The 19,735-nt window shown below is 68.5% G+C and carries 22 protein-coding genes, 1 tRNA gene and 1 pseudogene; 20 read left to right on the forward strand and 4 right to left on the reverse strand.

Translation table 11 applies throughout. From position 1 onward, the window contains the following. Positions 1 to 5: 5 nt before the first annotated feature. The 3 genes from ACZ4A5_RS19805 to ACZ4A5_RS19815 all read right to left on the reverse strand — a co-directional run bounded on the left by ACZ4A5_RS19805 (position 6) and on the right by ACZ4A5_RS19815 (position 1,269). Positions 6 to 734, reverse strand: coding sequence for an LbetaH domain-containing protein (locus tag ACZ4A5_RS19805; RefSeq protein ID WP_467585359.1), 729 nt, complete (start codon positions 732 to 734; stop codon positions 6 to 8). 140 nt (positions 735 to 874) lie between these two features. Next, the gene (locus tag ACZ4A5_RS19810) at positions 875 to 1,018 is read right to left on the reverse strand and encodes a hypothetical protein (protein ID WP_467585362.1); all 144 of its coding nucleotides are present in this window, start codon (positions 1,016 to 1,018) and stop codon (positions 875 to 877) included. A gap of 41 nt (positions 1,019 to 1,059) precedes the next feature. Further along, positions 1,060 to 1,269: a hypothetical protein gene (locus tag ACZ4A5_RS19815; protein WP_467585365.1), complete on the reverse strand. Its 210-nt coding sequence runs from the start codon at positions 1,267 to 1,269 to the stop codon at positions 1,060 to 1,062. 319 nt (positions 1,270 to 1,588) lie between these two features. On the opposite strand from ACZ4A5_RS19815, the gene ACZ4A5_RS19820 reads away from it, so the two are divergent. The 9 genes and pseudogenes from ACZ4A5_RS19820 (at position 1,589) to ACZ4A5_RS19860 (ending at position 8,160) form a co-directional block, all read left to right on the forward strand. Continuing rightward, positions 1,589 to 2,920: a hypothetical protein gene (locus ACZ4A5_RS19820; protein ID WP_467585367.1), complete on the forward strand. Its 1,332-nt coding sequence runs from the start codon at positions 1,589 to 1,591 to the stop codon at positions 2,918 to 2,920. A gap of 111 nt (positions 2,921 to 3,031) precedes the next feature. Then, positions 3,032 to 3,118, forward strand: a tRNA-Ser gene (locus ACZ4A5_RS19825). A 157-nt stretch (positions 3,119 to 3,275) separates the two neighbouring features. Then, positions 3,276 to 4,065, forward strand: a pseudogene (locus ACZ4A5_RS19830) (GntR family transcriptional regulator). Between the two features lie 357 nt (positions 4,066 to 4,422). Further along, positions 4,423 to 4,710, forward strand: coding sequence for a helix-turn-helix domain-containing protein (locus ACZ4A5_RS19835; RefSeq protein ID WP_467585368.1), 288 nt, complete (start codon positions 4,423 to 4,425; stop codon positions 4,708 to 4,710). Between the two features lie 70 nt (positions 4,711 to 4,780). Next, positions 4,781 to 5,113 (forward strand): hypothetical protein, encoded by a 333-nt coding sequence (locus ACZ4A5_RS19840; RefSeq protein WP_467585370.1) that lies wholly within the window; start codon positions 4,781 to 4,783, stop codon positions 5,111 to 5,113. Positions 5,114 to 5,216: 103 nt separating this feature from the next. Next, entirely contained in the window at positions 5,217 to 5,933 is a 717-nt protein-coding gene (locus tag ACZ4A5_RS19845) for an ABC transporter ATP-binding protein (RefSeq protein WP_467585372.1), read from the forward strand. After that, positions 5,930 to 7,462, forward strand: a complete 1,533-nt coding sequence (locus ACZ4A5_RS19850) for a hypothetical protein (protein ID WP_467585375.1) — start codon at positions 5,930 to 5,932, stop codon at positions 7,460 to 7,462. Before ACZ4A5_RS19845 ends, ACZ4A5_RS19850 begins: the two co-directional genes overlap by 4 nt. After that, positions 7,428 to 7,676 carry a hypothetical protein gene (locus ACZ4A5_RS19855; protein ID WP_467585378.1) on the forward strand — a complete coding sequence of 83 codons (249 nt, stop codon included), beginning with the start codon at positions 7,428 to 7,430 and terminating at the stop codon, positions 7,674 to 7,676. Before ACZ4A5_RS19850 ends, ACZ4A5_RS19855 begins: the two co-directional genes overlap by 35 nt. Next, on the forward strand, positions 7,645 to 8,160 hold the full coding sequence (locus tag ACZ4A5_RS19860) for a hypothetical protein (protein WP_467585381.1): 516 nt from the start codon (positions 7,645 to 7,647) through the stop codon (positions 8,158 to 8,160). Before ACZ4A5_RS19855 ends, ACZ4A5_RS19860 begins: the two co-directional genes overlap by 32 nt. Positions 8,161 to 8,258: 98 nt before the next feature. Here ACZ4A5_RS19860 and ACZ4A5_RS19865 read toward each other — a convergent pair whose 3' ends face one another. After that, on the reverse strand, positions 8,259 to 8,936 hold the full coding sequence (locus ACZ4A5_RS19865) for a hypothetical protein (protein WP_467585385.1): 678 nt from the start codon (positions 8,934 to 8,936) through the stop codon (positions 8,259 to 8,261). 355 nt (positions 8,937 to 9,291) lie between these two features. Between ACZ4A5_RS19865 and ACZ4A5_RS19870 the strand changes: the two genes are divergently transcribed. The 11 genes from ACZ4A5_RS19870 to ACZ4A5_RS19920 all read left to right on the forward strand — a co-directional run bounded on the left by ACZ4A5_RS19870 (position 9,292) and on the right by ACZ4A5_RS19920 (position 19,543). Then, positions 9,292 to 9,495: a hypothetical protein gene (locus ACZ4A5_RS19870; protein ID WP_467585389.1), complete on the forward strand. Its 204-nt coding sequence runs from the start codon at positions 9,292 to 9,294 to the stop codon at positions 9,493 to 9,495. A gap of 90 nt (positions 9,496 to 9,585) precedes the next feature. Continuing rightward, positions 9,586 to 10,863, forward strand: coding sequence for an LmeA family phospholipid-binding protein (locus ACZ4A5_RS19875; protein WP_467585393.1), 1,278 nt, complete (start codon positions 9,586 to 9,588; stop codon positions 10,861 to 10,863). A 572-nt stretch (positions 10,864 to 11,435) separates the two neighbouring features. Then, on the forward strand, positions 11,436 to 11,744 hold the full coding sequence (locus ACZ4A5_RS19880) for a hypothetical protein (RefSeq protein WP_467585396.1): 309 nt from the start codon (positions 11,436 to 11,438) through the stop codon (positions 11,742 to 11,744). Between the two features lie 182 nt (positions 11,745 to 11,926). Continuing rightward, positions 11,927 to 12,847 (forward strand): bifunctional MaoC family dehydratase N-terminal/OB-fold nucleic acid binding domain-containing protein, encoded by a 921-nt coding sequence (locus tag ACZ4A5_RS19885; RefSeq protein ID WP_467585399.1) that lies wholly within the window; start codon positions 11,927 to 11,929, stop codon positions 12,845 to 12,847. Further along, on the forward strand, positions 12,844 to 13,239 hold the full coding sequence (locus tag ACZ4A5_RS19890) for a MaoC family dehydratase (RefSeq protein ID WP_467585402.1): 396 nt from the start codon (positions 12,844 to 12,846) through the stop codon (positions 13,237 to 13,239). Before ACZ4A5_RS19885 ends, ACZ4A5_RS19890 begins: the two co-directional genes overlap by 4 nt. Beyond that, positions 13,236 to 14,402 carry a lipid-transfer protein gene (locus ACZ4A5_RS19895; RefSeq protein ID WP_467585405.1) on the forward strand — a complete coding sequence of 389 codons (1,167 nt, stop codon included), beginning with the start codon at positions 13,236 to 13,238 and terminating at the stop codon, positions 14,400 to 14,402. The genes ACZ4A5_RS19890 and ACZ4A5_RS19895 overlap by 4 nt, the downstream gene beginning before the upstream one ends. Positions 14,403 to 14,455: 53 nt before the next feature. Further along, positions 14,456 to 15,292 (forward strand): glycoside hydrolase domain-containing protein, encoded by an 837-nt coding sequence (locus ACZ4A5_RS19900; RefSeq protein WP_398870961.1) that lies wholly within the window; start codon positions 14,456 to 14,458, stop codon positions 15,290 to 15,292. A 118-nt stretch (positions 15,293 to 15,410) separates the two neighbouring features. Further along, positions 15,411 to 15,947: a SigE family RNA polymerase sigma factor gene (locus ACZ4A5_RS19905; protein WP_467585408.1), complete on the forward strand. Its 537-nt coding sequence runs from the start codon at positions 15,411 to 15,413 to the stop codon at positions 15,945 to 15,947. 175 nt (positions 15,948 to 16,122) lie between these two features. Continuing rightward, positions 16,123 to 17,778: a long-chain fatty acid--CoA ligase gene (locus tag ACZ4A5_RS19910; protein ID WP_467585411.1), complete on the forward strand. Its 1,656-nt coding sequence runs from the start codon at positions 16,123 to 16,125 to the stop codon at positions 17,776 to 17,778. 392 nt (positions 17,779 to 18,170) lie between these two features. Next, entirely contained in the window at positions 18,171 to 18,944 is a 774-nt protein-coding gene (locus ACZ4A5_RS19915) for a hypothetical protein (protein WP_467585414.1), read from the forward strand. Between the two features lie 35 nt (positions 18,945 to 18,979). Then, positions 18,980 to 19,543 (forward strand): hypothetical protein, encoded by a 564-nt coding sequence (locus ACZ4A5_RS19920; RefSeq protein ID WP_467585417.1) that lies wholly within the window; start codon positions 18,980 to 18,982, stop codon positions 19,541 to 19,543. Positions 19,544 to 19,735: the final 192 nt, after the last annotated feature.

Below are 19,735 nucleotides of genomic sequence, written 5' to 3' on the forward strand. Positions count from 1 at the left end.
GCCGGTCACCTGGCCCGTGATCCGGCGGGCAGAAAGCCGCCGATGTGGTCGCGGGGGTAGAGCACGGTGCCGGGTCCGATCAGCGTGCCCGGCGACAGCATCGTCCCGGCGGGCAAGGCGACCTCGTCCCCGATGACCGCGCCGAATTTGGTCTGGCCGCTGCCGATCCGGTGGCCGTCCAGATTGACGGTGATTTCCTCGATCGCCGGTTCGGCGACCGGTCCGCGGTCGCATCGCAGGCCGGTGGTCGAGCTGAAGGCGCCGAAGTTGACCCGGCGCCCGATCACGGAGTCGCCGATAAAGCAGGGGTGCTTGGCGAAGATGTGCCCGGCCAGCAGGCTACGGGTGATGTCCGCGCCGAAACCGATCCGGCAACCGGGGCCGATCACGGCATAGTCGCGCACCAGTGCGCCAGCCCCGATGACCGTGCCGGAGCAGATCACAACGGGGCCGGTCACTTGGGCCCCGGCTTCGATGCGTGCCCCCGCCTGCACGATGACCTCGCCCCGGCACAGCGCTCCGTCCTCGATCGTGCCGCCCCGGTCCTCGTCCAGGCCGCAGGCGACCGGGTCGTCCAGGTCCGCGACCATGGTCGGCTTGATGTCGAACACGGTCCGGCAGCGGGCCAGCAGCCCCGCGACGTAGGGGCCAAGGTCGTCGGGGCCGAGGTAGTAGCCCGTGCTGAGCCGTACGTCATCCGCCGTCGCTGCGGAATCAGGAAGGTGCTGCTGCATAGGGATGCCTCCCATAGCGTCGAAGGGGCCGAGGTGAGGAGAGGTCCGCGCGCCGCACAGGCACACAGGGCCTGTTGTGTGCGGGCGTTGAAGGCCCCGGCGTCCGGCAGCATGGGTCGATACCGGACGCCGGAGGCGGTCTAGGCGGGGGCGTCGGCGGCCGGATCGGCATCCGGGGCGGCCACTGCGAACCCCGAGTGTCTGGAACCGGCGTTCACGTCGTGATCGACGATCACCGCCAGGAGCGAGAACCCGGCGACCGTAGCGGCCAGCCAGGCGATCACGCCCGGGACCTCGTAGTCGATTCGCGACCGGTGGCGGCCCATCACCGCGGCACCATCGAACGGGCTCGTTCGCGGGCGGACAGAGCCCGTTCGACCTGGATGGCTACCGCGTACAGCTGACCCGGGTCGAGCACCAGTTCCGTACGGATGGCTCCGCCGTCGCGAAGGCGCACCTCCACCGGCAGCCGGGCTTCCTCCAAGGCGTGGTCGTAGCGGGCGTCCCGCTGCATCAGGACCACGCGATCGATCACGAGGGCATTGTCAGATCCGCAGGTGCCCTGGGCCGTCTGGCCAGCAGCCATGCTGTGCGTAACCTCCTCCGGAGGGACGCCGGTTCTGCCTGTTCCCGTGCCGTGCATCGTGGGATCACCGTCTCTTCTGTTCACCAGGGCCGCCGAGACAGGGGGAAGCGCTGGCGGCCGGGCCGCGGGTACGGGATGTCATGCCGAGGCTTGGACGATCAGTCGGCGATGCCAGTTAAGGACGGAGCGACGAGCGCGGTAACCCCATACAGGGGGCACCCACGGTGGGTACATTCCGTGGGGGGTACCACCAACTCAGGGGGTAGGCATGGAACTTCCGGCGTCACCGGCAGCACTCCCACCAGCCTTGCTGAATGATCAGCGCGTCACCGATGCGCTGGCCCGCCGTGATGTCGGCGCCGTGTTCGCCCTGGCCCACGAGGCCGGCATCAGCTTCAACCGCATCAGCGAGGCGTGTGGCATCCGTGCTGAACGAGTGAGCCAGATCGCGCGGGGGAATGGGGCAGTCACGTCCTTGCGGGGCCTGGAAAAGGTCACCGACGGCCTTCGGATTCCGGGCCGGGACTTAGGCTTGGCCGAGAGGCCATGGGAGAGCGCAGGCTCACGAACTCCCCTACAACATCAAGAAGATGGAGAAGACCCCATGAAGCGCCGCGACGTATTGCGCGGCGCGCTCGCTGCCGGTCTGGCAGGTCCCGGGCTCGCCGCTTTGACCACCACCCGCCACGACATCGACATCGCACTTGCCGCCGACCACACGACATCCGATCTCGGCTTCTGGGAAAGCACCGCCGAGCGGTACGGGTACGGATATCACGGTCAGGCCCCGGCCGACGTGCTGTCGAATCTCGCCGAGGACTTCAGCGAGCTGAAACCCCTCCTGTCCCGGCCGCAGACAGTCAAGGGCCGGGCCACGCTGTGCTACGTGACCGGACAGATGGCGGGCATGGTCGCAATCGTCCTGCACGACCTTGGTCAGGACCGCGAAGCCCATCGGTGGTTCCGCACCGCGGGCCGGGCCGCGGAACAGTCCGGTGACAACCTCCTGCATGCCTGGGTCCTGGGCCGCGAGGCGATGGTGCCGCTCAACTACGGTGCCCCGCAGGCTGCCGCGCAACTCGCCGATCAAGCCCGGCACCTGGCGGGGGACAAGCCCAGCGCCGCTGCTGCACTGGCGTCGGCCGTCGCTTCCAGGGCTTACGCCATTGGTGGTCACACGGAGAAGGCCCGTCACGCGGTGGCCGATGTCGAAGCCCTCGCAGAGCGGCTCACCCCCCAGCAGCATGCCGACACCTGGTTCGGCTACCCGATGCAGAAGCATCACGTCCACATGAGCCAGGCCCTGACCCTGCTCGGGGAGACCGACCGGGCCTACGAGACCCAGGCGCGGGCACTGGAGCTGTCGCGTGCGCCGTCGCACATGACCAGGGCACTGATCGCCATCGACCAGGCAGCCTGCCGGGCCCGCGACGGCGACCGAGCCGAAGCGGCGCACATCGCCGCCAAGGCGTATGGCGGCCTGCCCGTCTCGTACCGGACCGGACTCACCCACACGAGGGCGCTCGCCCTGTACCGGGCGCTCCCCAGCGATACCCCCGGCCTGGACCAGCTTGCAGACGCGCTGGGCACCGCCAGCTGACCTGATCGCGGGGTGATCCCGGAGCTCGCGGACCAGGCGCGGACCAGACCTCCGTCCGAGAGCGGCAGACGGTAGGCTGTAGCCCGCTCCGCAGCAGGTGGGCGGGGCAGGGGAGAGTTGCCCGAGCGGCCTAAGGGAACGGTCTTGAAAACCGTCGTGGCAGCGATGTCACCGAGGGTTCAAATCCCTCAGCCTCCGCGTTTGTGGCCGTGCGGCCAGGTGGAAGGGGCGCCTCTGATTCGGGGGCGCCCCTTCGTCGTTGAGTTTCGACTCAGCGTTCAGCAGTGGGCCGGCAGCGCGGCGTGTGCCGTCGGCCGTATGCTGACGCCGCCCGGCGACAGATCGGTGAGCACTTATGGCGAACGCGTACGAAAAGATCGCGGACGAGCTCCGTGAGGCCATTCGTTCAGGTCGGCTTGTGCCGGGTGAGCGGCTGCCGTCGGAGGCGGCGCTCGCCGAGCGGTACGGACGGAGCGTTCCGACCATCCGGGACGCGCTCCGGCTGCTGCGGTCCGAGGGGCTGATCGAGAAGTAGCAGGGCCGTGGCAACTTCGTTCGTAAGACGCGTACGGCTGTGCTGTGCAGCAATCTCCGGTATCAGTGGGAGAAGAATCGCGCCCGCCGACCGGAATCGGAGCGGGCCGCGACCGGGGCGACGGAGCACGACACCGGCCTCGAGGTGCGGGATCTTGTTTTCCGTACCGCCTACCGCGAGGTCAAGGCGGCCAAGGAGATCGCGGATGCTTTCGGGGTGCCGGAGGGCACGGCCCTGATCGAGCGCACGTACCGGACGCGGTACGCCGCCGAGCGCGCTCCCTTCGCGCTGGTGACCTCTTATCTCGTGCGCGACATGGTGGCGGCGAATCCAGCTCTTCTGGATGTCGCCAACGAGCCCTGGCCCGGGGGCACTCAGAACCAGCTGTTCACGGTCGGGATCGAACTGGCCCGTATCGAGGAGCACGTCACCGCCCGCCCGCCGACCCTGGAAGAGGCGGACGAGCTGGAGCTGGAGCCCGGTACCGCGGTGATCCTGCTCCGGAAAACCTCCTACGACGCCGATGACCGCGTCGTGGAGCTGTCGGACATCACGCTCCCCGGGTGACCGTACGGAGATAACGTTCGTCACTCCCTTGGAAATGTGGTGAGTGGCGTGGCCAACTCACGGCTCCACGAGCCGATTTCACGTGTGACTGTGGTGGATGGCGTGGTCCGCCAGGAGCGGGGTGGCCCCTCCGCGACCCGTGCCGTCGAAGCGGAACCGCCTCGTACGGCGGCCGTGCTTTCTTCGGCAGATGTCCAATTTTGAATGAGTAAGTTGCGGCCGTCGTGGCATCGGTGACGCGTGAAGCCGTCCTGAGATAAAGGACTTTGCACTGCTTTGACTGTTTGTTTGCTCGTGGCTATGGTGGCAGCCGTAACCGGCGGTACGGATCGAGCGGCCCGGTTGCGTTGCGTCGAACGGGGGGCGAGCAGATTACTGCCGCCACGGGGGTGGATCCAGGTTGAACCTGTCAGCAGACAGAGACAGCAGTTACGACGACGTTCATGTCTGCGGTGCGCCGGCATGGGTTCGGGACGCTGACCTGTCTCTTCTGACCGCGCGTGAACGTGAAGTCCTCTTCGCGCTCGGAGACTGTCTGTCGAACGCCGACATCGCGGGCCGCTGGTTCGTCACGGAGCGGACGGTCAAGAAGCATGTCACCGGGGTCTTCACCAAACTGGAGATCTCCTCGCGGGCGGAAGCGGCCGTGATAGCGACCTACAAAAAGTGCGCCGTGAAGTGCCCCTGAGGACACTGTGCCGCTTTCCAGAGGCGTGGCATCTTCTTTGGGTCAACACTGATCTCAGGGGAGAATGACTGTGTCTGCGTCAATTCTGGTGCCGCAAAACGAAATCACCGCCGAACCGCTGGCCGCGAAGGCGGTCAGCTCGTACACCTCCGCATCGATCGGCGCCTACGTGGCCGCGACGACGGCGCCCGCACGGGCCATCTCGTCGATCCGGGCGAAGGTCGACAAGGGGCTCGTCCGTTACGACGCCTGGTTCCTGGTGTTCACCGCGGTCATCCTCGGGCTGGGGGCCACCATCTATGCCGGGCTGGTCGTCTGGTGTGTGGTGAAGCAGGACAAGAAGTTCACCGGTTCGTGGTCCTTCAAGGACTACGGGCTCAAGGTCAGCGCCGAATGCAAGTAGCCGTCTGACGGCCCGGCTTGCGAAGCGCCCAGGAAGCCCCGGCAACGGCCCGGCTTCCTGGGCACCGCCCTGATCACGGATTCGGCAAAGGACCCACGCGACAGTGTCTCTCCTGGACGTCAACGACGTCAGCTACTCCTACGACGGGATCGCCAACGTCCTGTTGGATGTTTCCTTCACGGTCGAGGAAGGCACGATCGTCGGACTCGTAGGGCCCAACGGCTCAGGAAAGTCCACGCTGGTCAAGAACATTTTCGATCTCGTGCGCCTGCAGTCCGGATCCATCAGGATCGGAGGCCATGAGCACGACCGGCCCGGGGCGAAGCGGCTGAGCATATACCTGTCCAGCAACGATTACCTTCCCGAGTTCCTCACCGCCCGCGAATACCTCTCCATGATGGGCAGACTGTTCGGCCTCGACGTCGACCACGACGAAGCCATGCTCCTGTTCCGGAAATTCTCGATGGACGGCCGCTATGACGACCTCATCGAGGACTACTCGCACGGCATGCGCAAGAAGACGCAACTGGTTTCCGCCCTCGTGATCCGCCCGCCGCTGACCGTCATCGACGAGACCCTCAACGGCATCGACCTCGAAGCGCTGCACCTCGCCGAGAAGGAGTTCAGGCGCGTCCGCGACGAAGGCGGCTCGATCCTGCTGTGCACGCACGACTTCGCCGTGCTGGAGCGCCTGTCCGACAGAACCCTCTTTCTCGACCGGGGGCACAAGGTGTACGACGAGCCGACGAAGGACCTGGTCGAAGAGCACGGATCGCTGGCCGCCATGGTGTTCGACTACCTCGAAACGTCCCAGCGATGACGGCGGCACGGCTGCGGCAGTCCGCGGTCCTGGCTCGGATGCTCCTCGTCTTCTTCCGCCGCCGGGTGATGCGGGCCGGAGCCCTGAAGTCCGCGCCGGTCAGAGTGTTCGTCATGGTGTCGGGAGTGCTGCTCCTGTGCGCCATGTGCACCGCCTCCTACTTCTTCCTGCGCCCCCTGGCCGGAGAAGCAGCCGTGTGGCGGCTGCTGTTCGACACCTCGACGGTGTCCCTCCTGCTGTGGGTGCAGATCGCGTTCCTGCTGGTGAAGGTGTTGTTCATCAACGCCGAAGGGATGCTCCGGCTCAGCTACCAGCTACCGGTCACCAACCGCGAACGCTCGACGGCGTTCCTGATGTACGAGGCGGCGATGACCGCCACCGTGGCCGCCGTAGGACTCGTCTCCCTCGTCGCGAGCGCGCTGTTGCTCCTCGGACCGTCCGCCATCGGCTACATCATGGCCTCGGTCGTCCTCCCGACCGTCCTGACCTACCTGGTGCTGTCCGTCCTCTACCAGTCGCTGACGCGGCTGTGGATGCTGATGGGGCTCAGCCGGATGGCAGGCGTGCTCAATGTGCTCGCCTTGTTCGCGGTGCTGGCGTACTACACCGCGCGGATGACACCGATGATCGAGGGCTTCTCCGGCGCGTACCTGAGCGAGCGGACCGAGTACACCTGGGTCACGTCAGTGTCCTGGCTCTGGAACGAACACGGGCCCTGGACGGCCCTGACCGCAGCGACCGCCGTATCGGCCGTGCTCACGGCCCTGACCTTCGCACTCGCCCCCAACCAGCACCTACGCCAGTCCCGCTATCTCAAGCTCCCGGGAAGCGTGCGGCTGCGAGGAGTTCTCGGACCCTACGACTGGTGCCTGCTGCGCAGCGCGCAGACCGTGGCCGCCGCCGCCATGACAGTGGCCCTGTTCACCTATCTGCTGTCGGCCGTGCCTTCGGTGAACCCTCTCTGGAGTCTCGCCGCCCTGTCCTTCGGCGGTCTGTACCAGTTCACCGCCACTCAGCCCCTGCGGGCGCTGCCCGGTGCGCGCGAACCGGCCTGGCGGGTCTACGTACGGCTCATCCGGGCGCAGCTGGTCCTGCTCGCAGTGTTCGCCGTCCCCGCGCTCGCGATCACGCTGGCGGTCCACCCGGGCCGGCTCATCTCCAGCGGGGTGGCGCTCGCGTCCTGTGCCGGCGGGGCGGTCATGACGACGTGCATCAGCATCGTGTTCCCGGCGGAGAAGGACAACCCGTTCTCCGTGTTCCTGGGGCTGTCCGTGGTCTTCGTCGTCGCGGGCGTCTCGGTGATCGGACTGGGGCTGCTCAGTCTCCCGCCATGGGCGGTGCCGGTGTGCCTTGCCGGGGCGGTCGCCGCGTTCGTCTGGTACGCGGTGCAAGGAATCCACGCAAGCGAGTCAAGGAGAAGGAATGTTCAAGGCACGGTCGGTACTGACGTCCGCGATAGGGGCCGCGCTGCTGACGCTGGGCACCGTGGCGGCGGTGCTGCTCACGCTCATGTTCTCGACGGGCACTGACGAGATCGTCGAACGGGAGGCCTTCTTCGGATCGTTGGTCTTCGAGACGGTGAAGAAGGACGACGGAGCACTGGGCATCACCACGGGGGTCGAGAACCCCATCCCGCTCATCGCCCTGTTCCTCGTGCTCACCTTCGTCCTGACGGTGACCAGGATCGCCTACCAGGTGCTGAAGGAGCGCCGTGAGCAGCTCCTCAACGCGTCCGTCGACTGAGCTGAGGCTCCGGCTCGTCGTGTGGGCGGTGGCTGCCCAGGTGTGGCCACTGCTGGCGTTCGCCGGCGCCCTCCTGGCCGCGGCCCTGGTGTGGATGGTGCGCTCCGGTGACCCGGTACCGGCCTCCATGGCCTGGGTGCTGCTGGTCAAGCCGGCCACCTTGGGCCTGGTGGTCCCGTTCGCCCTGCACGAGTCGGCACACGCCGTCGTTCTCAGGCGCATCCGTACGGTCACGCACATCACGATCGAGCGGACGGCATGGCGTACGTCCGTGATTCCGCGAGGGGCCATGACCGCACGGCAGATGGCAGGGGTGGCACTGGCCGGGCCGTCTGCCTGCGTCTCGGCGGGCGCCCTTCTGTGGTTTTCCGGACTCGACCGGTCCTTGGCCTGGTGGTACCTCGCGCACGTCGTGTTCCTGCTGCCGCTCTTCGGCGACGGCAAGGCCCTTCGGCAAGGCTTGCGGAATGCGTCGGCGGAATGAGAGGTAGCCGAATGCCCGGGCGCCGCCGACCTCTTGTGAACAGGCCCGCCCCGTAAGAATTTTCGGGGCGGGGCCTTGTCAGCCGGATCGCTTCCGGATCACTTCCAGAAGACGCCCTTGCCCAGGGTGAAGGGCTCGCCCCAGTATTCGGCCGAGGTGACCTTCACCGAGGACGAGGGGGCCAGGGCCACCGCGCAGCCCTGGGCGGTCTTGCCGCCGGTGAAACCGCTCGGGAGCGCGTCGCTCTTGCACTTGTCGAAATTGCCGATGACCATGAGGTCCTGGGCTTCGGTGCCGTCGGGCAGGTGGCCCTTCATGTGGTTCACGGCGCTGTAGGACAGGTCGGTCGTGCCGGCGTTCGTGACCGAATAGCGAATGTAGTAAGGGACCTTGCCCTTCACCTGGTCGCCGAGGTTCAGCGAGGCGAGGTCGGCCGGGTCGCCCTGGTCGATCGAGGTGACGGCCAGGGAGATCTCGCCCTTCGTCGAGCCGTAGGTGAAGGGGATCTTCGCCGCCTGCCCGAGCTTGAGGTTGTCGCCGGACTTCGCGTCCGAACCGCTTCCGCCCGCGCTGCCCGTACCGGCGCTCGACGTGCCCGGCCCGGCCGTCGAGGCCGCGCCGGTGGGGGCGCTGGGCTTGGCAGCGGGAGCGGACGGAGCCGATGAGGCGGGCTGGGCGGGCTTTTCGTCGGGACCGCAGCCGGTCAGGGCGAGCGCCCCGACGGCGACGAGTCCGCTCAGTCTCCGCGCGGCCTTGACGGTGTCGACACCGTTCATCATGTGATTCCCCCGTTGATATCGATCAATGAATTGAGAGGGGGACCGTACCGGCATTCGTGAATGGACGGTTGGCGCAAAAGCGACCTCTCATCAGTCATTGCTTCTTCTTGTGTCCGAGATCACCTGTCAGGGCATTGGATTTACGGCACGGATGGGTGAAAAGGCGCGCTTTTCGATGGCGATCGGGCCGGAATCCGTAGGAGCCGGGCAGAGGGCCCAGCCCACGGCAGCGAGGCGTTGGGCTCCGTCGTGCGTGGCGCCGTGGCGGCCGCCCCGCTGATCCAGGCCGGCAAGCGGCGGCGGACCGGTTTCCGTGGGGACCTGGAATTCCGTGGTCGTGCACCCTGATGACGTGCGGCATCTGCGGGTGGCCGCGCCCTCCAGCGCGCACTGGGGCTGTTGTGGGCCGCGGGGGACGGACGGGCGCAACATGGCTTGTGGCTGCGGGACGCTCGTCGCCACCCTCGTCGCCGACTGCATGGGGCCGCACGAGCTGCGGCTCGATCCGGTGCGGGTGTACGCGTACCCGACGGACCATCAGTTGGCGGGAATGTAACCATAGGTCCATGCCACGTTGCCTCGTTTTTACGACGTGCTAACAGAACTCACTTGCGTTCCGGGGGCTCGCGCGTGGTGGGATGAGACGATGCGAACCCCCATACGCATGCAACCTCGCCCCCGTAATCCGTACGACGAACTCGCCGCGCTCGCCGATCCCGACCCGCTTCTCGGCGAAGTGACCCAGGAGATGCCGATACCGGAGGGCGTGGCGGGGGATTCCCCGACATCTGTGCAAACCGTCCTTCCGCTGCGGATCGAGCGTGACGAGCCGTGGTCGCCGCCCGATCACCGGCGGACCGGGAAAGGGCGGCGTGCCAAGCGGAGCCGTCGGCGGCGCCGGGGGCCGTTCGCCGCGGTGCCCCGGGCCCTGAAGCTGGTGTTCGCGCTTCTCGTGTGTGCCGGATTTCTCGTGCTGGCGGACCGGTGCGCGGCGATGTACGCGGAGAAGAAGGCACAGCGGGCGCTCCAGGAACAGCTCCATCTCGTGGCCGCCCCGCAGGTGGACATCCACGGATTTCCCTTCCTCACGCAGGTGCTGGACAAGCGCCTGGAGCGCGTCGATGTCACCGTGCCGCATGTCGCCGCGGACCGGGTGTCGCTCGCGAAGGTCAAGGCGAGCGCACACGACATCCGGCTGACCGGCGATCTGCCGAGCGATATCCGCGGCGCGGTCGTCGGAAATCTTGACGGCGAAGTCGTGATGTCCTTCGACGACATGAATCGCGAACTCGCGGCCTCGCAGGTGAAATTCAGCCGTCGCGACGACAATTCCATCAGCGCGGACGGGCGGCTCACGATCGCCGGGCAGGAACTGCGCGTACGGGCACAGGCCCAGCTCCGGCTCGTCGACAACCGGGAACTGTCCACCGACATCGACGGCATGAGCCTCGACGTGCCCGGCATCGCGACCTACCGCCCGGGGCACGGCCGTGGCCTGACCCTGCACCGCGAGACGGCCGAGCGCGTCAGCCGGGACGCGGCGCGCGTGAAGGCGCTGCTGTCGGTGCCCGCCGTGGTCGAGCGGCTCGGGGTGCCGGCGGACGTCGTCGCGGAGGCGCTGCGGGACGAGCGGAAGCTGCACGAGCTGACGGGGGCGCCTCGATTCGTCGAGCAGCTCACCCATGTCAATCTCGTCGACGTCGTGGTCGACCGGCCCTGGCTGCTCTCGAAGATCGGCATCGATCCCAAGCTGATCGACGGCCTGATCCATATGCGGCCGCCGGAGCTTTCCGATCGTCTGTCCTTCTCCTTCTCCTTGCCGAAGGAGGCGCGGGTGCTTCAGTTGCGGGGGGTGAAGGTTGAGGGGGACGGGATTCGCGTGAGCCTTTCGGGGATGGAGTTGGCGGTCGGTAAGAGCGGGTAGCCGGGGGCGGGGTTCGCTTTTCGGTGCGCCTGCGGCGGGCTTCTTCCCCTCCCCGGCCCTTCCCAAGCCCCGATCTGCGGGCCGGTTGCCGCCTGCGGCGGGAGCGGCCTGCGGCCGCGTCCTCAATCGCCGGACGGGCTGATTGGGAACCCTGAGGCGGACACGTCCCGCACTTGCCCACCCCCGGCACTCACCACGACCCAAGCCCGGCCGGCGATTGAGGTCACCCGAACCGCAACCACAATGCACTCGAACCCCACCAGCCCCAGAAAGAACGTTAATCCCCACCCCCCTCACGAAAAGGCCGAATAAAAGCCGGAACGGTTCTCCCCATGGGGCGCAACGGCTCCAAGGGAAGAGCGAGCCCCCTGGGACGCACCGGACGCACGCTAAGTGGAGTGTCGGGGTTTATTCGTGAGCGGTCATGCTTGCGAGGGAATGAGAAGCGACGGGTGGTTCGCCGGGGATTCGGTGGGCACAACATCATCAGCGACGTCGGCGACATCGCTGGGCGGTAGGCCAACTGCTCGGCACTAAGCAGTAGTTCCGTTCTGTGTTCTGGAGGAATTGACATGGCAAGCACCCGCACTGCTCGCGTCCTCGCCGCTGTTGCCGCTCTCCCGATGGCCGCTCTGCTGTTCTCCGGCATCGCCTCGGCCGACGACGGCGGCCAGCTGGCGAACCGGGGATCCAACGTGGCCGCTGCCGCGATCGTGGGCAGCGGTGTCGGGCACACCAACAACGGAAACTCCACGACGGGCCTCCAGCAGGCCACGGGTTCCGGTGCCTCGAACCAGGCCACCACGGCGAGCGTCAACAACTCCCACGACACCGCCATCCGCCAGGACAACGTCTCCGTGACCTTCTCGAAGCTCTGGTAGCCGCTGGATCGGGGCGACACCCGTGACCGGGTGAGAGTGGACAGGGTCTGGTGATGGTTGCGCGGCGGCACCCCCGGTGCCGCCGCGCGGCTTTTCCCCCGCACGGGTCACCCGGGTCCGCGCGCCCTTGACAGTCCGAGTTTTTCTGACGGACAGTCAGAAAAACTCGGGAAGGGGAGCCGGTGGACGACCCCGAAGACGTATCTCCGCTGCTCAAGAAGCTCAAGAGCTATGAGGGCCGGCCCGCGGGCTCCGGCCGGGGCAAGGACCCGGTCAACGCCCCGATGATCAGGCACTGGTGCGAGGCCATGGGGGACACCAACCCGGCCTACGCGGGCACCGACCCGATCGCCCCGCCCACCATGCTCCAGGCATGGACGATGGGCGGCCTCTCCGGGCCCGCCGGGCGCGCCGCCGCGTACGCCGAGCTGCTCGCCCTGCTCGACTCCGCCGGCTGCACGGCCGTGGTCGCCACCGACTGCGAGCAGGAGTATCTGCGCCCGCTCCGGCAAGGGGACGTGATCACATACGAAGCGGTCATCGAGTCCGTGTCGGCACGCAAGACCACCAAGCTGGGCACGGGGCACTTCATCACCACGCGGATGGACGTCCGGGCCGATGGAGAGCTCGCCGGGACGCACCGCTTCCGCATCCTCAAGTACGCTCCCGCGAAGAGTGAGCGCGCGACCGCGGCCGCCCGGCCGCGGCCCGTCGTCAACAGGGACAACGCCGGTTTCTGGGACGGCGTGGCCGAGCGGAAGCTGCTCATCCAGCGGTGCGACACCTGCGCGGCGCTGCGGTTCCCCTGGCTGCCGGGGTGCGGCGGCTGTGGGTCGCCGGAGTGGACGGCCGTCGAGGCGTCCGGCGCCGGGACGGTCTTCTCGTACGTGGTCATGCACCACCCGCCGTTCCCCGCCTTCGACCCGCCCTACGCGGTCGTGCTGATCGAACTCGCCGAAGGCGTACGGATGATCAGTAACGTCACCGGGGTCGCCCCGGAGCGGGTGCGGATCGGGATGCCCGTCGAGCTGGAGTTCGTCCGTGTGGACGGCGGGCAGCTCCTGCCCGTATTCCGCGCCCTCGCGGCACGGGTGGCGCGATGAGAGCGGGCGACGAACTGCCTGCGCTCACCGTGCCCGTCACCCGTACGCTCGTCGTCGCGGGTGCGCTCGCCTCCCGTGACTTCACGGACGTGCACCATGACGCAGAGGCGGCGCGGGCCAAGGGCTCTCCAGACATTTTCATGAACATCCTCACCACCAATGGACTCGTGGGCCGGTTCGTCACCGACCATTTCGGGCCGGAGGCGGTCCTGCGGCGGGTTTCGATCCGTCTCGGTGTGCCCAACTATCCCGGCGATGCACTGGTGTTGACCGGAAGGATCGTCTCCGTGAACGATCGCACCGCCGAAGTCTTCGTCGTCGGCACGAACCGGCTGGGCCCCCACGTCACCGGTACGGTCACGGTGACCCTCCCGGCCCCGGACCCCGCGTGAGCGCCCGGCGCCCCGACCGCCTCGGCGGCCTGGCGGCCGTCGTCGGGATCGGGGCGACGGAGTTCTCCAAGGACTCCGGCCGCAGCGAGCTGGCCCTGGCCGCCGAGGCCGTCCGCGCGGCCCTCGCCGACGCCGGACTCACCCCCGCCGACGTCGACGGCCTCGTCACCTTCACCATGGACACCAGCCCCGAGATCACCGTCGCGCAGGCGACCGGCATCGGGGAGCTGTCCTTCTTCTCCCGTGTCCACTACGGAGGCGGCGCCGCCTGCGCCACCGTGCAGCAGGCCGCGCTCGCCATAGCGTCCGGCGTCGCCGAGGTTGTCGTCTGCTACCGCGCCTTCAACGAGCGCTCTGGCCGCCGCTTCGGTGCCGGGGTGCAGCGGCGCGAGCCCTCCGCCGAGGGCGCCGCGCTCGGCTGGGCGCTGCCCTTCGGGCTGCTCACGCCGGCCTCCTGGGTGGCGATGGGCGCCCGCCGCTATCTGCACACGTACGCCCTGGAGCCCGAGGTCTTCGGGCACGTCGCCGTCACCGACCGCCGCCACGCCGCGACCAACCCCGCCGCGTACTTCCACGGCAGACCGATCACCCTCGCCGACCACGCCGCGTCCCGCTGGATCGCCGAGCCGCTGCGGCTGCTCGACTGCTGCCAGGAGACCGACGGCGGCCAGGCGCTCGTGGTGACCTCCATCGAGCGGGCCCGCGCGCTCCCGCACCCGCCCGCCGTGATCGTCGCCGCCGCCCAGGGCGCGGGCCGCGCGCAGGAGCAGATGACCAGCTTCTACCGCGACGACCTGGCCGGGCTGCCCGAGATGGGAGTGGTCGCGCGGCAGCTGTGGGGCAGCAGCGGACTGTCCCCGGAGGACATCGACGTGGGCATCCTCTACGACCACTTCACTCCGTACGTCCTGATGCAGCTGGAGGAATTCGGCTTCTGCGGGCCCGGCGAGGGCGCGGCCTTCGTCGCCTCGGACGCGCTGCCGCTGAACACCCACGGCGGCCAGCTCGGCGAGGCGTATCTGCACGGCATGAACGGCATCGCGGAGGCCGTGCGCCAGCTCCGCGGCACGGCGGTGAACCAAGTGGCCGGGGCCGGGCGGGTGCTGGTCACCGCGGGTACCGGAGTTCCCACGTCCGGGCTGCTTCTCGGGGCAGACGGATGAACCGGCGGCGTGTCAGCGGACAGGCCCACCCCCGGCCCCCTTTGACTCACGTCATGGCACGAAGAAGGAAGATCATCGGATATCTCGTCGCCCTGATGGTCGCGCTGACCCAACTGACCTCGGGTATCGCGCCCGCCGCGGCCGGGGACCGGGGCGATCCGCGCGACGAAGGAGCCAAGATCTTCAAGGGGTGGGGCATCGACGCCTGCCAGGCCCCCTCCCTGACCGCCCTGCGCGCCTGGAAGGACTCCGACTACCGCGCCGTCGGCGTCTACTACGCCGGCCGCGCCCGCGCCTGCCCCCACCAGACCTACCTCAACGCGGGCTGGCTCAGCAGCGCCCGGGGCCTGGGCTGGAAGATCCTGCCGATCTTCGTCGGCTCGCAGTCGCCCTGCGTCCGGGCGGACAACAAGAGGACCTACGGCATCGGCGACTACCCCTACGACCAGGGCCAGGACGAGGGCCAGGAGGCGGCGAACCGGGCCTCCGCGCTCGGCATCGCCCCCCGCAGCCCGCTCTACCTCGACATGGAGGCGTACGACGACGGCGACGACGAGTGCGCCGACATCACCCTCTCCTTCATCCGCGGCTGGAGCGCCACCGTCCGCGACCTCGGCTATCTGCCCGGCTTCTACAGCAGCGCGGACTCCGGCGTACGCCACATGGACCGCGCCCGGCGCAACGGCACCTCCGGGCTGCCCGACGTGATGTGGTTCGCCCGCTGGCGCACGGACCCCACGACCGACGGCGAGCCGGCGCTGGGCCGCGGCGCCTGGACCCCGCACCGCCGTATCCACCAGTACAAGGGCAACGTCACCGAGAGTCACGGCGGCCAGAAGCTCACGGTCGACCGGAATCTGGTGGACGCACCGGTGGCGATCATCGACTAGGGCAGCGTTCTCCCCCTCTGGGAGGTGGGGGCCGCCCCACACATACGACCTGAGGGGGATCGCTCTTCGGCACCTCCGGCCGATCCGCCAGGTGCGGGTGCGCTCCTAGCGTTGAGGCATGACAGCTTCCGCGACGCCTGTGTGCACCAGCGCCTCCACCGCCGTGTACCCGTCGTTCACCTCGTACGTACGGGCACGCGGCCCGGTGCTCCAGCGCACCGCCCGCTCGCTCACCTCGAACCCGTGCGACGCCGAGGACCTGTTGCAGACGGCGCTCACCAAGACCTACCTGGCCTGGGAGCGCATCGAGGACCACCGGGCGCTCGACGGATACGTACGGCGCGCGCTGGTGAACACGCGCACCTCGCAGTGGCGCAAGCGCAAGGTCGAGGAGTTCCCGTACGAGGAACTCCCCGAGCGCGAGTCCACCGCCCTGGACCCCGCCGAGCAGCAGTCGCTGCACGATGTGATGTGGCGGGCGGTGCGCAGGCTGCCGGACCGGCAGCGGGCCATGGTCGTCCTCAGGTATTACGAGGACCTCACCGAGGTGCAGACGGCGGAGCTGCTCGGCGTCTCCGTGGGCACGGTGAAGAGCGCGGTCTCGCGCGCGCTGGGCAAGCTGCGCGAGGATCCCGAGCTCGCGTGCGCGGCCTGACAGCGGCCTTGCCCGGGGCCTGACAGCGGCCGGACCGGGGCCTGACCGCGGCCTTCCGGCGAGGGGACGTGGTGTGGCCTGCGTCTTAGCAAGTGGGTAGTGACTTACCAGGAGTTACCGCAGGAGAATCAGCGGACGATCACTATTCCGCTTTTGTCCTTCGGGAGGCCCCCCGGTGCTCAGCACGATGCAGGACGTACCGCTCACCGTCACCCGCATCCTCGTCCACGGTGCGCTCGTCCACGGGGACGCCACGGTGACGACCTGGACCGGTGACGGCGAGCCGCGGCGGCGGACCTTCCGTGAGATCGGCACGCGGTCCGTGCGGCTCGCCCACGCGCTCCGGGAGGAGCTCGGGGTCGTCGGCGACCAGCGCGTCGCCACGCTGATGTGGAACAACAGCGACCACGTGGAGGCGTATCTCGCCGTCCCCGCCATGGGCGCCGTCCTCCACACCCTCAACCTCCGCCTGCCCGCCGAGCAGCTCGCCTGGATCGTCGGGCACGCCGCCGACCGCGTCGTCATCGTCAACGGCTCCCTGCTGCCGCTGCTCGCGCCGCTGCTGCCGCACCTGGACTCCGTCGAGCACATCGTTGTCTCGGGCCCGGGCGACCTGTCCCTCCTGGCGGGCTGTCGTCCTCAGGTGCACGACTACGAGCAACTGCTCGCCGGGCATCCCGGCGACCACTTCGACTGGCCGGAGCTGGACGAGCGCCAGGCCGCCGCCCTCTGCTACACCTCGGGCACCACGGGCGAGCCCAAGGGCGTGCTCTACAGCCACCGTTCGATCTATCTGCACGCCATGGAGGTCAACGCGGCGGCCTCCTTCGGCCTGACCCCGGACGAGATCTGCCTTCCTGTGGTCCCCATGTTCCACGTGAACGCCTGGGGGCTCCCGCACGCGGCGTTCATGGCCGGTACGTCGATGCTGATGCCCGACCGCTTCCTCCAGCCGGGCCCGCTCGCCGAGATGATCGAGGCCGAGCGGCCCACGGTCTCCGCCGGCGTCCCCACCATCTGGGCGGGCCTGCTCGCCGAGCTCGACGCCCGGCCGCGCGACATGTCCTCCCTGCGCACGGTGATCAGCGGCGGTTCCGCCTGCCCGCCCGTGCTGATGCGCGGCTTCGAGGAGCGGCACGGCGTGCGGCTCGCCCAGGCGTGGGGCATGACCGAGACCTCCCCGCTGGGCTCCGTCGCCTACCCGCCCGCCGGCGTCACCGGCGAGGACGCCTGGCCGTACCGCGTCACGCAGGGCCGCCTCCCCGCCTCCGTCGAATTCCGGCTGACCGGCCCCAGCGGCGAACTCCTGCCCTGGGACGGGAAGTCCGCGGGCGAACTGGAGGTACGCGGCCCGTGGATCGCCGGCGCGTATTACGGCGGCGCCGGGGCGGAGCCTGTGCGGCCCGACGACAAATTCAGCGCCGATGGGTGGTTGCGTACGGGTGATGTCGGGACGATGTCTCCCGACGGTTATCTCACGCTCACGGACCGGGCGAAGGATGTCATCAAGTCCGGTGGTGAATGGATTTCGTCGGTCGAGCTCGAGAATCACTTGATGGCGCATCCGGAGGTCGCGGAGGCGGCTGTCGTGGCCGTGCCGGATGAGAAGTGGGGGGAGCGGCCGTTGGCGGCGGTCGTCCTCCGGGACGGGTCGGAAGTCTCGTACGAAGTGCTGCGGGGCTTCTTGGGCGAGCGGGTGGCTCGGTGGCAGGTGCCGGAGCGGTGGGTGCGGGTTTCTTCCGTGCCGAAGACTTCTGTCGGGAAGTTCGACAAGAAGGTGCTTCGGCGGCTTTATGCGGAGGGGGCTTTGGAGGTTTCGGTGCTGGGGTAGTTGGGCGGGTTGCCGGCGCCTGCGGCAGGCTTTCCCCTACCCGCCCCTTCCCGAAACTGGGGGTGATCCCCCAGACCCCCAGCAACACGGCTTCGCCGCGTTGTCCTCAAACGCCGGACGGGCTGGATATCCAGCCCGTTGGGGGCACCTCCCAGCGTTAGCTGGGGGAGTTTGAGGACGCGCCCGCAGGGCGCTCCCGCCGAAGGCGGCAACGCACCCGCAGCCGGGGGCCTGGGGCACGCGACCCCCACCCCCGCCCGCCGCAGGCGCCCCGTCGAGGCCGTCGGCACTCGCCCCCTTGTCCGGAAGGCGCCTTGGTGTCGTCGCGTCCCGGCGCGAGACTGCGGAGCGCCGGAAAATCCCAGAGCTTCACACAGCCACGGGAGAATCGCATGACACTGCTGGAGCGGCAGCCGGATCTCACCGAGCTCCGGAACATCATGTACGAGCTCGGCTTCGGGAGTCACTACGACTTCCCTGAGCGGATCCCGGTGATCAGGCCGCAGGACGTGCCGGAAAGCCACTGGGTGCCGCCTGCCGGAAATCCCATCTCGGGCTACGGCGTGGGTGGTTGGTGGGACCTGATGTCCTACGACTTCGGTCGCGCCACCTCGCTGGGGAAGGCGGTCTTCAACGAGACCGGCAACCCCGTCGAGCGCGAGATCGGCGGCGAGGAGACCATCGGCACCTCGCACACGTTCGAGATCTCCTCCACCGTCGAAGCGGGTTTCTTCGACATCGTGAAGGCGTCGGTCACCACGTCGTTCTCCACCAGCTGGAGCAAGGAGACGACGTTCAAGGACTATCTGACCGTGACGATCCCGCCCGGCTATGTGGGCTGGCTGGAGCTCGTGCCGGTGATCCGGCGGCTGGACGGCAGTTTCGTCTACATGCGGCACATTCTCGGCCACCGGTTCATCGGCCGGTTCAGCGGTGAGGTGGCGGCACCGGGCGTGGAGGGCGAGCTGTCCGACGTGATCCGGGTGCGCGAGCGGCCGATTCCCCGCAAGGCCGGCCGCGCGCTGCGCGAAATGGTCGACCACGGGTCGAGGACCGTCGAGGAGAGCGACGGCATCGTGTCGCTGCCCGCCGACCTGCTTCCGGATTCGTGGCGCGCGGACGCCGACGCCAGGGACGTCACCCGGCTGCTCCGCTCCCGCCCGTAGCCGCACGCCGCACGTCGCATCAGGAAGGGGTCGACATGCCGTTCATCCACTACAAGGACCGCGACAACAAGGCGAAGCGGCTTGGCGGGCAGATGCCCTTCATCCTGTACTGGCACAAGCGGGACGGTGACCGTTTCTACCCCGTCGGGCTGTGGGAGGGCAAGGACTTCAGCCCCAAGGAGTCGGTGTCCCGGGACGACGTCGTGCAGCTCAAGTTCGACGCCGAGGGCGACCTCGACGCGCTCTCGCTCCTGGACGCCTCGCTGTTCTTCCGCGTGGGGAGCGGCGCGTGGTCCCGGCCCGTCCAACGCAAGGGGAAGTACCACTATCTGGCCGCGAACGGCTCCAGCAACTCCATGCGGCAGGTGAAGAGCGCCAAGATCTACGACGAGGAGATCCGCTTCGCCCTCCGCATGGACATCGCCGGGGCGGGCGACTCGTGGATCGCTGACGAGGAATACACGGGATCCATCCGGATGAGGGACACGGAGGCGCGGCGCGCGTATCTCGTGGCCGTACGGCACGGCACGGCTTTCGACGACCCGTTCGGGGACGTGCTGACGTTCCGGGCGCGGTCTTGGGCGGATCTGGTGGGGTAGGGGTTTTGGCGTAGGGCGGTGCGGGGCCAACTCCCCGGCCTGTACGGCTGGTTCGGGAGGTGGCTGGTCCGACGGTGGCCGGCAGTCCTCACAGACACTGAGGCCGGAAAAGATCACCAGTTGCCTTGGGTGGAAGATGTGAGCGCCGTTTTTGCCGTAGACCGGCGATTGGTCAACTCCCGTGCGGGAGGC

Source organism: Streptomyces sp. NPDC025618, assembly GCF_055558795.1.

Bases quoted from the DNA above. Each gene is read 5' to 3' on its own strand.
- ACZ4A5_RS19805 (WP_467585359.1), bottom strand. From the start codon at position 734: ATGCAGCAGCACCTTCCTGATTCCGCAGCGACGGCGGATGACGTACGG.
- ACZ4A5_RS19820 (WP_467585367.1), top strand. From the start codon at position 1,589: ATGGAACTTCCGGCGTCACCGGCAGCACTCCCACCAGCCTTGCTGAAT.
- ACZ4A5_RS19850 (WP_467585375.1), top strand. From the start codon at position 5,930: ATGACGGCGGCACGGCTGCGGCAGTCCGCGGTCCTGGCTCGGATGCTC.
- ACZ4A5_RS19865 (WP_467585385.1), bottom strand. From the start codon at position 8,936: ATGAACGGTGTCGACACCGTCAAGGCCGCGCGGAGACTGAGCGGACTC.
- ACZ4A5_RS19875 (WP_467585393.1), top strand. From the start codon at position 9,586: ATGCGAACCCCCATACGCATGCAACCTCGCCCCCGTAATCCGTACGAC.
- ACZ4A5_RS19880 (WP_467585396.1), top strand. From the start codon at position 11,436: ATGGCAAGCACCCGCACTGCTCGCGTCCTCGCCGCTGTTGCCGCTCTC.
- ACZ4A5_RS19890 (WP_467585402.1), top strand. From the start codon at position 12,844: ATGAGAGCGGGCGACGAACTGCCTGCGCTCACCGTGCCCGTCACCCGT.
- ACZ4A5_RS19900 (WP_398870961.1), top strand. From the start codon at position 14,456: ATGGCACGAAGAAGGAAGATCATCGGATATCTCGTCGCCCTGATGGTC.
- ACZ4A5_RS19905 (WP_467585408.1), top strand. From the start codon at position 15,411: ATGACAGCTTCCGCGACGCCTGTGTGCACCAGCGCCTCCACCGCCGTG.
- ACZ4A5_RS19915 (WP_467585414.1), top strand. From the start codon at position 18,171: ATGACACTGCTGGAGCGGCAGCCGGATCTCACCGAGCTCCGGAACATC.
- ACZ4A5_RS19920 (WP_467585417.1), top strand. From the start codon at position 18,980: ATGCCGTTCATCCACTACAAGGACCGCGACAACAAGGCGAAGCGGCTT.